Source organism: Pseudomonas sp. EMN2 (genome assembly GCF_009650555.1).
GTDB lineage: Bacteria > Pseudomonadota > Gammaproteobacteria > Pseudomonadales > Pseudomonadaceae > Aquipseudomonas > Aquipseudomonas sichuanensis.
In genome coordinates, this window is the sequence record NZ_VZZR01000067.1 from 1 (window position 1) to 15,953 (window position 15,953).

A 15,953-nucleotide genomic window follows, 5' to 3' on the forward strand; every position below is an offset into this window, starting at 1 on the left:
CCGAGATCTACACCGAAGCCGGTCTGCCGAACGGCGTGTTCAACGTCCTGACCGGCAGCGGCCGTGAAGTCGGCACCTGGCTGACCGAGCACCCACGCATCGAGAAAGTCTCGTTCACCGGCGGCACCACCACCGGCAAGAAAGTCATGGCCAGCGCTTCGAGCTCGACGCTCAAGGAAGTCACCATGGAACTGGGCGGCAAGTCGCCGCTGATCATCTGCGCCGACGCCGACCTGGACAAGGCCGCCGACATCGCCATGATGGCCAACTTCTACAGCTCCGGACAGGTCTGCACCAACGGCACCCGCGTGTTCATCCCTGCCTCGATGAAAGCGGCCTTCGAAGCCAAGATCGCCGAGCGCGTTGCCCGCATCCGCGTCGGCAACCCGGAAGACGAGAACACCAACTTCGGCCCACTGGTCAGCTTCGCCCACATGAAAAGCGTGCTGGGCTACATCGCCAAGGGCAAAGCAGAAGGCGCCCGCGTGCTGTGCGGCGGCGAGCGTCTGACCGAGGGTGAATTCGCCAAGGGCGCGTTCGTTGCCCCGACCGTGTTCACCGACTGCACCGACGACATGACCATCGTCAAGGAAGAGATCTTCGGCCCAGTGATGAGCATCCTCAGCTACGAGACCGAGGAAGAAGTCATCCGCCGCGCCAACGACACCGAATACGGCCTGGCTGCCGGTGTCTGCACCAACGACATCAGCCGCGCCCACCGCATCATCCACCAGCTGGAAGCCGGTATCTGCTGGATCAACGCCTGGGGCGAGTCGCCGGCAGAAATGCCGGTTGGCGGCTACAAGCAGTCGGGCGTCGGCCGTGAAAACGGCGTCAGCTCGCTGGCTCAATACACTCGCATCAAGTCGGTCCAGGTCGAGCTGGGCGGCTACAACTCGGTCTTCTAAGGCCCTGTCCCGCCACGCCCGTGCTCTTGCGCACGGGCGTTCCCGCTCCCTGATCACCGCCAACACGAGGGTACTTTCATGTCCCATGAATTCGATTACATCATCGTCGGAGCAGGCTCCGCCGGTAACACCCTGGCCACCCGCCTGACCGAAGACGCCAGCGTCACCGTCCTGCTGCTGGAAGCCGGTGGCCCCGACTACCGCTTCGACTTCCGCACCCAGATGCCGGCCGCCCTGGCCTTCCCGCTGCAGGGCCGCCGCTACAACTGGGCCTACGAGACCGATCCAGAGCCGCACATGGACGGCCGCCGCATGGAATGTGGCCGCGGCAAGGGCCTGGGTGGCTCTTCGCTGATCAACGGCATGTGCTACATCCGCGGCAACGCCATGGACTTCGACGGCTGGGCTGAACTGCCAGGCCTGGAAGACTGGACCTACCTGGACTGCCTGCCGTACTTCCGCAAAGCGGAAACCCGTGACATCGGCCCCAACGACTACCACGGCGGCGAAGGCCCGGTCAGCGTTGCCACGCCTAAAGCCGGCAACAACCCGCTGTTCCACGCCATGGTCGAAGCCGGCGTGCAAGCCGGTTACCCGCGCACCGAAGACCTGAACGGCTACCAGCAGGAAGGCTTCGGCCCGATGGACCGTTCGGTGACCAAGAACGGCCGCCGTTCCAGCACCGCCCGTGGCTACCTGGACCAGGCCAAGAAGCGCCCGAACCTGACCATCGTCACCCACGCCCTGAGCGACCGCGTGCTGTTCGACGGCAAGCGTGCCGTTGGCGTGACCTACCTGGTCGGCGACAGCGAAGAGCGCGTCGAAGCCCGTGCGCGTAAAGAAGTCATCGTCTCCTCCGGCGCCATCGCCTCGCCGCAGCTGCTGCAGCGCTCCGGCGTCGGCCCGCGCGCCCTGCTGGAAAGCCTCGACATCCCGGTGGTCCACGACCTGCCAGGCGTCGGCGAAAACCTGCAGGACCACCTGGAGCTGTACCTGCAGTACGCCTGCACCCAGCCGGTGTCGCTGTACCCGTCGCTGCTGTGGTGGAACCAGCCGGCCATCGGCGCCGAGTGGATGTTCAACGGCACCGGCATCGGCGCCAGCAACCAGTTCGAGGCCGGTGGTTTCATCCGTACTCGCCCTGAGTTCAAGTGGCCGAACATCCAGTACCACTTCCTGCCGGTCGCGATTAACTACAACGGCTCCAACGGCGTGAAAGAGCACGGTTTCCAGGCGCACATGGGTTCCATGCGCTCGCCGGCCCGTGGTCGCATCCAGGCCAAGTCGAAGAACCCGCGCCAGCACCCGAGCATCCTGTTCAACTACATGGCCACCGAGCAGGACTGGCAGGAATTCCGCGACGGCATCCGCCTGACCCGCGAAATCATGGCCCAGCCGGCGCTGGACCCGTACCGCGGTCGCGAGATCAGCCCGGGCGCCCACGTGCAAACCGATGAAGAGCTGGACAAGTTCATCCGCGAACACGCCGAAACAGCCTTCCACCCGTCCTGCTCGTGCAAGATGGGCACCGACGACATGGCGGTAGTGGATGGCGAAGGCCGCGTGCATGGCATGCAGGGCCTGCGAGTGGTCGACGCGTCGATCATGCCGCTGATCATCACCGGCAACCTCAACGCCACCACGATCATGATCGCCGAGAAAATCTCCGACAAGATCCGTGGCCGCAAGCCGCTGCCGCGCAGCACCGCCAAGTACTACGTGGCGGGCGATGCACCGGTGAAGGGCAAGCCGATGCGTGAGGTGAAGCAGGCCTGACCCCTGCTACCACCTCGGTTGGACTGGCCGGCCTTGTCGCCGGCCGGTCTGGCCAACCCAAGTGTCAGCGCAGTTACCTGCCCTGGCAGATGCTGCAGCCTACCCGCCCCCGATACGTTTCCACGCAACCCTGCCATTTGCGCCCTCCTTGGCCAAGATCTTGCCCGAGAGGCAACTGATCCCCCCGCCACCCAGCAAGCAGCCTCGCTTGCGCCCGCCTCTGCCACACAGATCTCAACCCGCCGATTCCCCACTGCGCAGCCAAGAGCGCCGGTTGGACGTTGATCGGATTTTCGGGACCGATGAAACATCTGTCATAAATTGGATCCAAAATCAGGAATGCCATATCCTTCATTTCCCAAGAGACCAGCGCAGCTCTAGTGGCACCCTACACAGCGACAATGAGAACAATCATGGACGGTTGGCAAATTGAGCTTTTGCATGCACTGGAAGGTGCTGTTGACGAGAACGTCATCTTCGCATTGATTCTGGAAGCCAGCGCCGCGCTGGAATTCAACTTCTGTGCCTATGGCCAGCAGATCCCGTACCCGCTCTCGAGCCCCAAGGCGATCATGCTGAACAACTACCCTGCACCCTGGCAGGAGCGCTACAGCGCGGCCAGGTACATGGAGAGCGACCCCACCATCCTCCTTGGTCGGCAGTCGGAGCGGCCCATCATCTGGAGCGACCAACTCTACGCACAGACGCCCGAGTTGTGGGAGGAAGCCCGCGCGCATGGCTTGCGCAAGGGACTGTCGCAATCGATGCTCAACGCTGGCGGCAGCTGCGCCATGCTCACGGTGGCCCGCAGCGACTCGCAAATCAGCGAACGCGAACTCCACGAAAAAGGCGACAAGCTACGTTGGTTGGCCAGCACGTCTCACGCCTCGCTCAGCTCGATCCTGAACAGACGACACAGGAACGCCGAAGCCCCCGAGCTCACCGAACGTGAGCGAGAAGTGCTCAAGTGGACCGCAGATGGCAAATCAGCCAGTGAGATCGCCGACCTGCTGACGCTGTCCAAGAACACTGTCGACTTCCACATCAAAAATGCCGTGCGCAAGCTCAAGACCGCCAACAAGACCGCTGCGGTAGTGCGCGCGGCCATGCTCGGCTTACTGTTCTGACGCCCCTGCCCATGGCTACAACATGACAACTGCATGACTGCCAACCTACTGTTTTTAGTAGGTTACACATTTGGTTACTGATGTATTTAATAGCTCCGCCCATGAGAGTCTGCGGAGCCCGAGAAATGGAATTCATCACTGGAAAGCTGGAAACACTGGACGCCAGCATACGCTCGGCAATGGCGCACTATCGGTATCAGGTATTTGTCCGAAAATTGGGATGGAACCTGGATTGCGAAGAAGATTCCGAGTTCGATCAGTTTGATAGAGACGACACGGTTTATATTCTTGCCAGGGACAGTCAGAAACAAGTGGTTGGTGTGGCGCGCTTATTGAGTACTGCCACACCTTATTTGCTCAGTGAAGTATTTCCAGACTTGCTTGCCGGCCAGCCACTGCCGGCCAGCGAGCAGGTCTGGGAGTTGTCGCGCTTCGCCGCCGCCGACACCGGCGCCTCCTCAGACTGCCTCGAGCGGCAGACTTCCTCACCCAATGCAATTGCCCTGATGCAGGCGACTTTGCGCTGCGCAGCGGAACACGGGGCACGCAAGCTGATCACCGTGTCACCGCCAGGTATTGAACGGCTGTTGCGCAAGGTCGGCATAGACGCCTCCCGTGCCGGCGAAGTCTGCAGCAAATACGGCCAACCCTTGTATGCATCCTGGATCACTGTGAACTGAGCGGCGAACAGTTCGCCCATCGTTCCCTCCCCACCTGATTGGAAATAACCATGAGCCTCGACCAGATCAACGATCATTGGTACGCGAAAGCGACTGTGCGCAGTACACCGCGAATTATCGTGCCGGATTATGACGGTGAACAACTGATCTATCCCGTCTCGCGTTGCGCAATGTGTGAGCACCCGATCATTCAAGCGCATGGCAAGCGCATTAAAAACTATGTATTGACCCAGGCGGCCTATCAGTTTCTCTATAACGTCGGCCTATTGGAAACAAAGTTTATTATCCAATGCTGCCTGGACATGCTGCATGACAAGTTCCCCGGTATCGGCGAGGTGGAAAAACTACAGGCCCTCACGGTAATCATCGACGAGGGCTACCACGCTCATGTGGCACTCGACTATCTGACCCAGATGAATGAAAAAAGCGGTATCGAGGCCATCGAGGTGCCACAGACCAACCAGAAGCTGGATGCGACCGCCAGAGCCTACGCGCAACTGCCAGAATCGCTGCGTACCGAATTCCAGCTGCTGGCCGTGACCATCGCCGAGAACGTGCTGACCGACGAAGTGGCCAACCTGGGGCGCGAGCGTGAGCTGAGCCAGTCGTTCACCACACTCATGGTCGACCATGTCCGTGATGAGGGGCGACATTCGCGGTTCTTCGCCGACGTGATGAAAAAACGCTGGCCAACCCTGCCGCTAAGCACCCGCGAGCGCTTCGGCATGATGCTACCCGCCTATCTCGACGATTTCCTGAATGTCGATCCTGAACGACGCTTCGAGCGCCGCATGCTGGCCCACTGTGGCCTGAGCCCCGAGCAAGCCGAACAGGTGATCCACGAGTCCGATCCGACCTTCCATGCCGATCACGCGCGCATGAAGAAATCGATCCTCCAGCGTCTGTACCGCCTGCTGCGGCAAATGGGCATTCTCGACCTCCCGCAGGTCAGGGAAGCATTTGCCGACCGCGACTACGTCAGCGCCTGAGTGGAGGGCAACTGCCGTGAAAACCCTGATCGTCGATAACTTCGATTCATTTACCTACAACCTTTTCCAGTTCATGGGCCAGGTTTGCGGTGAGGAACCTGATGTCTTCACCAACGACGTGTCGCCGGCGGACATCGATCTCGACCGTTACGCCGCCATCATCATTTCCCCCGGCCCAGGCACCCCAGCGCGCAAGGCCGACATCGGCCTGAGCGAGGACGTCATACGCGATGCCCGTGTACCGGTACTGGGCGTTTGCCTGGGGCACCAGTGCATGGCCCACCTGCACGGGATGGACGTGGTGCATGCCCCCGAACCGATGCATGGGCGCCTGAGCCGCATCAGCCATGACGGCCAGGGCGTGTTTTCCGGGCTGCCTGCCGACCTGACCGTGGTGCGCTATCACTCGCTGATGGTGCGCCAGATCAAATCGCCGTTCGTCGTCAGTGCCTGGGACCAGAACGGCATGATCCATGGCATCCGCCACAAGGATCGGCCACTGCACGGCATCCAGTTCCACCCCGAATCCATCTGCACCGAGGCAGGCCTGCAAATGCTAGGCAATTTCCGTGACCTCGCACACCAGCACCGCGGCACCTGTTGCTGACAGCCCGCGCCAGCCTTTCCGGAGATTCCAGATGAGTGACAACCGTGTCGAATTCCGGGCCCTTGATCATGTGCCCGACACCCTGGCGGCCTTCGAGCAAGAGTTCGCCCAGTCCCCGGCCTGCTTCCTGCTGGAAAGCAGTGTGGTGATCGAAGGGTTCTCTCGCTTTACCTTCATGGGTGACTCGCAAGGCCGTTGGGCCGAAGTACTGCGCTACCAGCAGCAGAGCGCCAGCGTCGAAGTGCGCCGACTCGAGGGCACGCAGCACGAACCGGCAGAGGATTTCCTTGAATGGCTCAGTGCGCGCCTGGCTGCCCAGCACACCCCCTGTCCTGCCGAACTGCCGTTCGACTTCAACCTCGGTTATGTCGGGGTCCTGGGCTACGACCTGAAAGTAGCCAACCTGGGCGACCCGGTCTGGTCGTCGCCAACCCCTGATGCCACCTTCCTGCTCGCCACACGCATGCTGGTGATCGACCATCAGGAAAACCGCAGCTACCTGTTGCACCTGGTCAAGGACGAATACGACCAACCAACGGCCGACGCCTGGCTCGACCACGCCAGCGCACGCCTGCAGGCACTGCCCGCCGCCCAACCCCTGACCCGGCGCCCCCGGCGCATGTCGCTTGAGCAGGTCGAACAGTGGATCGCGGCCCATGCCAACGCCCGGCACGCGAAAGCGGACTACATCGAGAAAATCCTCGAAGCCCAGCGCCAGATCGTCGATGGCGAAACCTATGAAGTCTGCCTGACCAACCTGGTGGAACTGCCTTTCGAGCATTCCGCCTACGCCCTCTACAAGATCATGCGCGAACTCAGCCCCGCGCCCCACGCTGCGTACTACGCCATTCCCGGTTTTGAAATGGCCAGTTCCTCCCCCGAGCGCTTCCTCAAGGTCGACCGCCTGGGCCAGGTTGAAGCCAAGCCGATCAAGGGCACTCGACCACGCAGCAACGACCCCCGGGAAGATCAGCGCCAACTCGACGATCTGCGCCAGGACGAAAAAGACCTTGCCGAGAACCTGATGATCGTCGACCTGCTGCGCAACGACCTGGGCCGGGTGTGCCAGATCGGCTCAGTGAAAGTACCCGGTCTGTTCGTGGTGGAGAGTTACTCCCATGCTCACCAACTCGTGTCGACTATCCAGGGCCAGCTCAAGCCCGGCATGCAGGCCCTCGACTGCGTCAAAGCCAGCTTCCCCGGGGGTTCGATGACCGGCGCCCCGAAAAAGCGCACCATGCAGATCATCGGAGCGCTGGAGCAAGGCGCCCGGGGCGCTTACTCAGGTTCGCTGGGTTGGCTGTCGCTGAGCGGCGCCTGCGACCTGAGCATTCTCATCCGCAGCGTGGCGGTGCACGATGCACTGGCTCGCTTCGGTGTCGGCGGGGCCATCACCGCGCTGTCCGACCCTGAGAGCGAATACGTCGAGACCGTGGTCAAGGCTAGCGGCGTGGTGGAAGCGATCGCCCTGCTTGACGAGGTGAGCGCATGAGCCTGCCCCGCCACGAGAACGACAGGCAAGCGATCGTGGTCGGCGCCGCCGGCTCGATCGGGCGCATGCTCTGCGAACAGCTGAGCGCAACCGGCCTGAAGGTGCTGGGCGTCGACCTGGAGCCGACGCAGCCGCCTGCAGGCTGCGAAGTCATCCAAGGCGACATCCGCGCCCCAGGCACGGCACTGTGCCAGCAACTGGCGAGTGCGCACATGCTGGTGCTGGCGGTCTCGGAGAACGTGCTGTTGCAGGCGCTTCCCGCCTTGCTGCCGCACCTTGCGCTGGACTGCCTGCTGGTCGAAACCCTGTCCATCAAGAATGCCTTCGCCACGCTGGTTCGCGATGTCTCGCTGCCGCAGACGGTAGTTGGGCTCAACCCGATGTTCTCGGGTGACCTGGCGCCCGAGGGCCGGCCGGTGGTAGTGGTGCCCTACCAGGCTGGCGCGGCAATCGATGACCTGCGCGAACGCCTGACAAGCCGCGGCATGCGCCTGTACACGCTGACGGCGCAGCAACATGACCAGACCATGGCGCTTTTGCAGACCGTCGGCCACTCCATGGTGCTCGCCTTTGGCCACACCCTGGCGGCCAGCGACGTGCCCTTGGCGCAATTGATCGAGCTGGCGCCACCGCCATTCAAGGTCATGCTTGCCCTGCTGGCCCGCATGATGACCAACCACCCGGACGTGTACTGGGAAATCCAGGCCGGCAACCCGGCCTCCGGAGCCACCCGCGAACAGGCCATTGGCTACCTGCAACACCTTGATGGACACGCCCGCAACGACGCCCACGTCGAATTCCTGGCCGCCATGGCCAGCCTGCGCAATTACCTGCAAGAGGCCCAGCCTCAACTGGCGGCCAGCTGCAGACAGCTGTTCGAGGTGGTGCAGGCGCACACGCCCGACGCCGTGGCAAAAAGCCCGGTGCTGGGCACTCACCGTGAACGCATCGACCGCATCGACGATCAGCTCGTCGACCTGATCGCGCAGCGGGCTGGACATCATTCGTGAGGTTGCCGACAGCAAGCGCGACAGCAACACCGCCGTGATGCAGCCCGAACGGGTTCGCCAGGTGCTCGCCCGCTGCACGGCACGAGGGCGCACGCTCAATGTGCCGGCGCAACTGATCGAGCAGCTCTACCACGCCATCATCGAGCAGTCCTGCCAGATCGAATACGACGTCATCGGCGGCCCTCGCCAGACACTGCTTGCCGTCACACCGGAAGTGTTTTCACAGACAGGAGTCCGCTGAACATGAACCAGCACAAGCACAACGCCGGCCCGCTCATCGAGTGGCTGGCCCAGACCCTCGACCAGGACTACCAGTACCGTCAGGACACCCTCAGCCTGACCGCCAACGAGAACTACCCGAGCGAACTGGTACGCCTCACCTCCGGCAGCACCGCCGGGGCGTTCTACCACTGTTCCTTCCCCTTCCCGGTACCCATGGGCGAGTGGCACTTCCCCGAACCTGGGCAGATGAACGAGATCGCCGACGACCTGCGCGGGCTGGCCCGGCGCATGCTCGGGGCACAGGCATTCGACTGGCGGCCCAATGGCGGGTCGCCCGCCGAACAGGCGCTGATGCTGGCGGCCTGCAAGCCAGGCGAAGGTTTCGTCCACTTCGCCCATCGCGACGGCGGGCACTTCGCGCTGGAACAGCTGGCGAGCAAGATGGGCATCGAAATCTTCCATCTGCCGGTCGACCCGAACAGCCTGCTGATCGATGTTGCCAGGCTCGATGACCTGGTGCGCCGCAACCCGCACATCCGCATCGTCATCCTCGACCAGTCGTTCAAGCTGCGCTGGCAGCCACTGGCAGAGATTCGCGCGGTACTGCCCGAATCCTGCACCTTGACCTACGACATGAGCCATGACGGCGGCCTGATCCTCGGCGGCGTATTCGATTCGCCCCTGGCCTGCGGCGCCGATGTGGTCCATGGCAATACCCACAAGACCATCCCCGGCCCGCAAAAAGGCTACATCGCCTTCAAGTCCGCCCAGCACCCGTTGCTGGTCGATACGTCGATGTGGGTCTGCCCGCACTTGCAGAGCAACTGCCACGCCGAGTTGCTGCCCTCAATGTGGGCGGCCTTCAAGGAAATGGAAGTCTTCGGCATCGCCTACGCCCAGCAGATGGTGCGCAACGCCAAGGCCCTGGCCAACCAGCTGCACGAGCTTGGCCTGGAGGTTTCCGGGGAGTCGTTCGGCTTCACCGAAACCCACCAGGTGCACTTCGCCGTCGGTACGCTGCAACAAGCCCTGGCCATGTGCGTGGACAGCCTGCATGCCGGCGGCATTCGCTCGACCAACATCGAGATCCCCGGCAAACCGGGTGTTCACGGCATTCGCCTGGGCGTGCAGGCCATGACCCGTCGCGGCATGCGCGAGGACGATTTCCGCCAGGTGGCCGGGCTGGTGGCGGACCTGTACTTCAAACGTACCGAACCCGCGCGCGTAGCGGCCAGGGTCAAGGAGCTGCTGGCTGGCTTCCCATTGGCACCGCTGGCGTTCTCCTTCGACGGGCACATCGACGAGGCATGCCGCCACCTCATCGAGCGGGGTATCCAGCGATGAACGTACTGACCCGGTTGTTCACCGGCTCCCGGGAACTGACCCTGGGACAACTCGTGGGCCATGTGCTGGTTGAAAGCGACATCAGCGACCTGTTCTGCATTCCCGGCGACTTCACGATGCAGCTTTCGCGGGAAATGCTCGGCACGCCCGGCCTGACCTTGCGCACCATGTCCCACGAATACAGCACCACCTTGACCGCCCTGGGGTACGCCTTGGGCGGCCAGGCCCCCGGCGCTGTGTGCTTCACCTACGGCGTGGGCGCCCTGAACGCCATCAACGGCATCGCCCAGGCCTATGTGGAGCGCCTGCCACTGGTGGTGATCTCCGGCTCGCCCGGGCACAAGGAGCGGCAAGGTTCGATGTTCGCTCACCACACCATCGTCGACCACGGCACACAACTGCGCCTGATGCAGGAAGTCACCGTGCACCAGGCGTGCATCGAAGACCCGCACCAGGCCCAGGAACAGCTGCGTGAGGCGATCGCCATCGCCCTGCATGAGTCGCGACCGGTGTACATCGAGATCCCCCGCGACCTGTTCCTGCACAAGGTGCGCCACACACCTCGGCGCACGCCCCTCGGGCGTCAACCGGCGTTGTTCGACCAACAGGCGTTGAGCGCCGCCGAACAGGCATTGAAACTGCTCGATCAGGCCAGCCAGCCGGTGCTGGTGCCTGGCCTGGACATCAAGCGCTGGCACCTCGGCGTCGAAGCCTTGGCGCTTAGCGAGGCGCTCGGCCTGCCCTGGGTCGAAACCCCCATGTCCCGGGGCGGCCTGCCGACAGCGCATGCCAATTACCGAGGCATTTATGCAGGCCCGGCCTCGCCTTCTCGCCTCACCCAGACACTGGTCGACAGTTGCGACGTACTGATGCTGCTGGGCGAGCCCAACTCCGACGTCAACATGGGCATCGTCAGCCAGATCGCCGGGGGCCGACTGATTCACGCCAACGACGGCGTGGTGATGGTCGGCCGTCAGCGCTTCGAACTGAGCACCGAGGCTTTCCTGCGAGCCCTGCTTGGTCTGGCCACGACTGCCCGCCGGCATGGCCAGGCATTGGCACCGCTGGATACGAACCAGGCCACGTTCATCCACCAGGCGGCCCCGGAAGCACTGCCCGCGGCGGATTCGCCGCTGACCCCCTTCGAAATCATCGTCGAGTTCAACAGGGTGTTCAGTGAGCATCCCGACCTTGACCTGATTGCCGATTGCGGTGACGCCTTTTTCATGTCGCTGGGCATGTTCCCGCGCGACGTACTGGCCTCTTCCTTGTACATGAGCATGGGCCTGGCGGTACCGGGCGCCATCGGCTACCAGCTGGCAAGTGGCAAGCGCCCATTGGTGCTGGTGGGGGACGGAGCGTTTCACATGACCGGCAACGAGCTGATGCATGCCGCCCGCTTCGGCACCACGCCCATTGTCGTGATTCTCAACAACCAGCGCTGGACCTCTCTGTCGAGCAAGCCGCAGGACCGCCCGCTGACCGAACAGCCGGACCTTGAGTTCATCGACATCGCCCGCTTCCACAAAGTGCAGGGTTTCACTGCCAACACCTCGCAGCAGCTTCGCGAACAGCTTGCCGAAGCCTTGGCCATGAACCGGCCGGTACTGATCGACGCGCGCGTCGCACCAGACTCCCGCTCCTATCTTTGCGAGCGGTTCTTCGATGCGGTGCAGAAACAGCAGCATCTGCCTAAAGCCTGAGCACCAGTGCCCCAGCCTCAGAATGGAGTCGTTTGAAATGGAAGCCGTCACCACACTCGCGCTCACTGCCGCCCAGCACTCGATCTGGCTGGGCCAGCAGCTCGCCAGCGAGAGCGCCGCCTACAACATCGCCAGCCTGCTGCACCTGGACGGCCGCGTGGACACACAGCGCCTGCAGGCTGCGCTGGACCAGGCGATGAGCGAGAGCACCTGCCTGCGGGCACGCATGGTCGAAGCACAAGGCCTGGTACAGCAGCAAATTCTGCCGATGGCGCAAAGTGTCATCGCCGAACACGCCTTCGCCAACGATAGCCTCGCCCGCCAATGGCTGGCCGGCGACCTGTTGACGCCAGTGGACCTGGAGCACGGCCCATTGCTGCAGGCCAGCGTGGTGCGCGTCGCTGAAAACGCCGATTGCCTGTACGTGAAGAGCCACCATATCGCGCTGGACGGCGTAGGCCTTGGCCTGTTCCTCAAGCGCTGGGCGGCGCTGTACAGCGGACAAGGCGACAGCGCAGCGCCACTGGGAGCCTTTCACAAGGTGCTGGAGGCCGAACAGGCCTACCAGGCATCGCCAGCCTTCACCCAGGACCGTGACTACTGGCACCAACAGGTCGACAGCAGCCTGACCGTGGCCAGCCTCAACCCACAGGTGAAACTGCCGACCAGCCAGGCACTGCTGCACCGCGGCCAGTTGTCCGAAGCGGCGTTCCAGCGCCTGCGCCAATGCGCCACTCAATCGCAGAGCCATTGGGTGCACGCGCTGATAGCTGCCTTTGCCGCCTTCATTGGCCGTAGCACCGGCCAGCGCGATGTGGTCGTCGGCATCCCGATGATGAACCGCCTTGATACCCAGGCGCACGATGTCCCCTGCACATTGGCCAACGTGCTGCCATTGCAGGCGCGAATAGACCCATGGACGCGGGTAAGCGAACTGCTAGCCCAGACCGGCAACGCCCTGGCCGGCATGCGCGCGCATCAGCGCTACCGGGCAGAGGACATCCGCCGCGACTGCAACCTGGTTGGCGAAGGACGGCGACTCACCGGCCCGCAGATCAACATCGACATCTATTCGCCCGCGCTGGCATTCGGCTCGCTTCACTGCGAGGTCGAGGTACTCAGCGCCGGCGCCGCCGACGACCTTTCACTGCAGGTCATGCCCCTGCCTGGCCAAGGGCTGCAAGTATGCGCCATGGCCAACCCGGCGCTGTACGACGCGGGTGCGCTGGCAAGCCACGTCGAGCGTTTCCTTGCCTTCGTTGAAGCGTTCGCCAGCGACGCCGAGCGCCCGCTCGGCCAACTCAGTGCCCACCCACAACAGCCCAGCTCGTCGCTGGCACCAGCCAGCCAACACCAGGCCACACTGCTCGATGGCTTCGCCCACTGGGTTGCCAGCACGCCAGACGCCATTGCGCTGACCTTGGGCGAACGGGCACTGAGCTACCGGGCGCTGGATCGCCAGGCCAATCGCCTGGCGCATCTGATCAAAGCCAACCTGTCGCCCCGTCCATCGTCACCGCAGCGAACCATCGCCCTGCTGCTGGAGCGCTCCCTGGAAACCGTGGTGACCATCCTGGCCGTGCTCAAGTGCGGGGCGGCCTACGTGCCGCTGGACCCCGACGCGCCACATGAGCGCTTGGCCAGCATCCTTGACGAGTGCAACGCCGATATCTTGCTGTGCAGCGAAGCCACGGTGGCCAAGGCCTGCGAGCTGCAGCCTGGCAAGCAACCGTTGAGCATCGACGCCAAGACTGCACTGGAGGCCTTGCAGGAGGCCGCAGATCACGCACCACCGGGCGGGCCACAGCCTCAGGACCTGGCGTACGTCATCTATACCTCAGGTTCCACCGGCAAACCCAAGGGTGTGTGCGTCAGCCACCATAACGTGGTGCGGCTGTTCGGCAGTACTCACAGCTGGTTCGACTACCGCAACAGTGACGTCTGGACCGGCTGCCATGCCTACATGTTCGATGCCTCGGTGTGGGAGATGTGGGGAGCCCTGCTGCACGGCGGGCGCCTGGTGATCGTGCCTGTGGCAATTACCCGCGACCCTCATGCCTTGCTGGAGCTGGTGGTGGACGAACAGGTCACGGTGTTCGGCCAGATTCCCTCGGCGTTCTACCGTTTCATGGAGGCCGAAGCCGACCGCCCCGAACTGACCGCACGCATGACGCTGCGCTACCAGTGCTTCGGTGGCGAGCCCCTCGACCTGGGCCGCCTTGCCCCGTGGTTCGACCTGCCGCGCCCGGCGAACACGCAATTGCTCAATTTGTATGGCATCACTGAAACCACCATCAACACCTGCCATCGTTTCATCACCCGTGAACAGGTAATGGCAAATGCCGGCAGCCTGATCGGCCGCCCCTACGCCGACATGGACGTACTGGTTCTGGATGACGCCTTGCAGCCAGTGCCCGAAGGTGAACAAGGTGAGATGTATGTGCGTGGCGAAGGCTTGGCCCAGGGTTACCTGGCACGCCCCGAACTGGATGCCGTACGCTTCGTCGCTGACCCGTTCGGTGCTTCGGGGCAACGCATGTACCGCAGCGGTGACGTGGCGATCCGCCTGGCCGACGGTGAGCTCGAGTACATCGGCCGCGCCGACCAGCAGGTGAAGCTGCGAGGCTATCGCATCGAACTGGGGGAAATAGAAAGCTGCCTGCGTGCCCACCCATCGGTTTCAAATGCCGTAGCCCTGGTGACAAACGACCGGGCCAACGATCCGAAGCTGATCGCCCATGTCGTGCCGGCACCGGGTTATGCGGTTGGTGACGTAGACAGCGAGGCCTTGCGCGAGCACCTGCGTGAACATTTGCCAGCCTACATGGTGCCAGCAGCTATCGGGGTGCAGCAGGCATTTGCCATCACCGCCAACGGCAAGCTCGATCGCCGTGCCCTGCCCGCGATCGAAGCAAACCATGCGCGCCACCTGGAACCTGCCCGGGACCGCCTCGATGAACAGGTTCTGGCCCACTGGTCAACGCACCTGGACCTGCCACGCATCGGCCTGGACGACGATTTTTTCAGCATCGGCGGCGACTCGATCAAAGCCATCGGCCTGTGCCGGGACATGGGCCTGCCCGTGCTGCAACTGTTCGAACAACCAACGCCCCGCGGCTGCGCCGACTACCTGCGCCACAGTGGCCTGAGCGCCGCTGCCAGCGGCTGGACCCAGGCCATGGGAGCCAGTGCCCAGGCAGGCCGCGCCACGCTGCTGCTGGTGCCGTTCGCCGGCGGCAACGTGTTTGCCTATCGCCAACTGGTAGAGCAGCTTGGCAGCGCCTTCAACTACCTGTGCGTACGCCTGCCGGGCCACGATGTGGTACAGGCCGATGAACCTTTCGCAGACAACGCCACCATTGCCGCCGGCGTGGTCGCCGAAGTGCTGGGCAAGGTGCAAGGGCCGTTGCTGGTTTATGGCCACTGTGCCGGCAATGCGCTGGCCCTGGACATCAGCCGCCGCCTGGAACAGGCCGGCGCCGACCTGCGGGGGTTGACCATCGGCGGCATGTTGCTCGACCTGCAGCCTGAAGAGGTGGAGCAGCAGGTGGCCCAGCGTTCTGGCGAGCAGATCATCGATTTCCTGCGTGAGCTGGGCGGCTTCAGGGAGGTGCCCGATGCCCACAGCCTGGCCGCCATTGCCAGAATGACCAAACACGATGCCGGCCAGACCGCTGCATTCTTCAGCAATGAAGCCAGGCAGCGCGGCAGGCTGCGCGCGCCCATCCATGTCATCGTCGGCAGCGCCGACCCGTTGACCCCGGACTACACCAGTCGCTACCTCGACTGGCAGGCCTACAGCGCAGATGTTTCGCTGGACGTGATCGAAGGTGGCGGCCACTACTTCGTCAGCGAGCAGCCAGAAACACTGGCGCAAGTGCTGCTGCGGCACAACGCAACGCTGGTCACGCCTCAGGCTCGGCGCCTGCAGCGTGTGCTGCGCGACTTCCACAACCCGTTCGATGCCCCCCACGGCCAGTTCCTGCTGCTACGCAACAGCGCCTTGCAGCCTTCGCTATGGCCAAGCTTCAGCCCGATACCGCAAGGCTGGCAGGTGGCATTCGGCCCGGCTTCGCGCCAGCAGTGCCTGGACTA

The 15,953-nt window shown here is 63.4% G+C and carries 11 protein-coding genes and 1 pseudogene; all 12 read left to right on the plus strand.

Annotated features, from left to right (window positions below; translation table 11 throughout):
• Positions 1–908, plus strand: a 908-nt coding sequence (locus F6X61_RS19485) for an aldehyde dehydrogenase family protein (RefSeq protein ID WP_153788005.1), incomplete at its 5' end; no start/stop codon positions are given.
• A 78-nt stretch (positions 909–986) separates the two neighbouring features.
• The gene (betA, locus tag F6X61_RS19490) at positions 987–2,684 is read left to right on the plus strand and encodes a choline dehydrogenase (protein ID WP_153788006.1); all 1,698 of its coding nucleotides are present in this window, start codon (positions 987–989) and stop codon (positions 2,682–2,684) included.
• A 413-nt stretch (positions 2,685–3,097) separates the two neighbouring features.
• Positions 3,098–3,811 carry an autoinducer binding domain-containing protein gene (locus tag F6X61_RS19495; RefSeq protein ID WP_153788007.1) on the plus strand — a complete coding sequence of 238 codons (714 nt, stop codon included), beginning with the start codon at positions 3,098–3,100 and terminating at the stop codon, positions 3,809–3,811.
• A gap of 125 nt (positions 3,812–3,936) precedes the next feature.
• Positions 3,937–4,491, plus strand: coding sequence for an acyl-homoserine-lactone synthase (locus F6X61_RS19500; RefSeq protein WP_153788008.1), 555 nt, complete (start codon positions 3,937–3,939; stop codon positions 4,489–4,491).
• A 50-nt stretch (positions 4,492–4,541) separates the two neighbouring features.
• Positions 4,542–5,480 (plus strand): diiron oxygenase, encoded by a 939-nt coding sequence (locus F6X61_RS19505; protein ID WP_153788009.1) that lies wholly within the window; start codon positions 4,542–4,544, stop codon positions 5,478–5,480.
• Between the two features lie 16 nt (positions 5,481–5,496).
• Positions 5,497–6,087: an aminodeoxychorismate/anthranilate synthase component II gene (locus F6X61_RS19510; protein WP_178125853.1), complete on the plus strand. Its 591-nt coding sequence runs from the start codon at positions 5,497–5,499 to the stop codon at positions 6,085–6,087.
• Between the two features lie 31 nt (positions 6,088–6,118).
• The gene (gene pabB / locus F6X61_RS19515; RefSeq protein ID WP_153788011.1) at positions 6,119–7,579 is read left to right on the plus strand and encodes an aminodeoxychorismate synthase component I; all 1,461 of its coding nucleotides are present in this window, start codon (positions 6,119–6,121) and stop codon (positions 7,577–7,579) included.
• Complete coding sequence (locus F6X61_RS19520) at positions 7,576–8,589, plus strand: prephenate dehydrogenase dimerization domain-containing protein (protein WP_153788012.1); 1,014 nt, start codon at positions 7,576–7,578, stop codon at positions 8,587–8,589. Before pabB ends, F6X61_RS19520 begins: the two co-directional genes overlap by 4 nt.
• A gap of 37 nt (positions 8,590–8,626) precedes the next feature.
• Entirely contained in the window at positions 8,627–8,830 is a 204-nt protein-coding gene (locus F6X61_RS19525) for a chorismate mutase (RefSeq protein WP_256671389.1), read from the plus strand.
• A 2-nt stretch (positions 8,831–8,832) separates the two neighbouring features.
• Positions 8,833–10,155, plus strand: a complete 1,323-nt coding sequence (locus tag F6X61_RS19530; RefSeq protein WP_153788014.1) for a hypothetical protein — start codon at positions 8,833–8,835, stop codon at positions 10,153–10,155.
• Complete coding sequence (locus F6X61_RS19535; RefSeq protein WP_178125854.1) at positions 10,152–11,858, plus strand: thiamine pyrophosphate-dependent enzyme; 1,707 nt, start codon at positions 10,152–10,154, stop codon at positions 11,856–11,858. The genes F6X61_RS19530 and F6X61_RS19535 overlap by 4 nt, the downstream gene beginning before the upstream one ends.
• Before the next feature lie 37 nt (positions 11,859–11,895).
• Positions 11,896–15,948 (plus strand): annotated as a pseudogene (locus F6X61_RS19540) (amino acid adenylation domain-containing protein); the annotation flags it as partial.
• Positions 15,949–15,953: the final 5 nt, after the last annotated feature.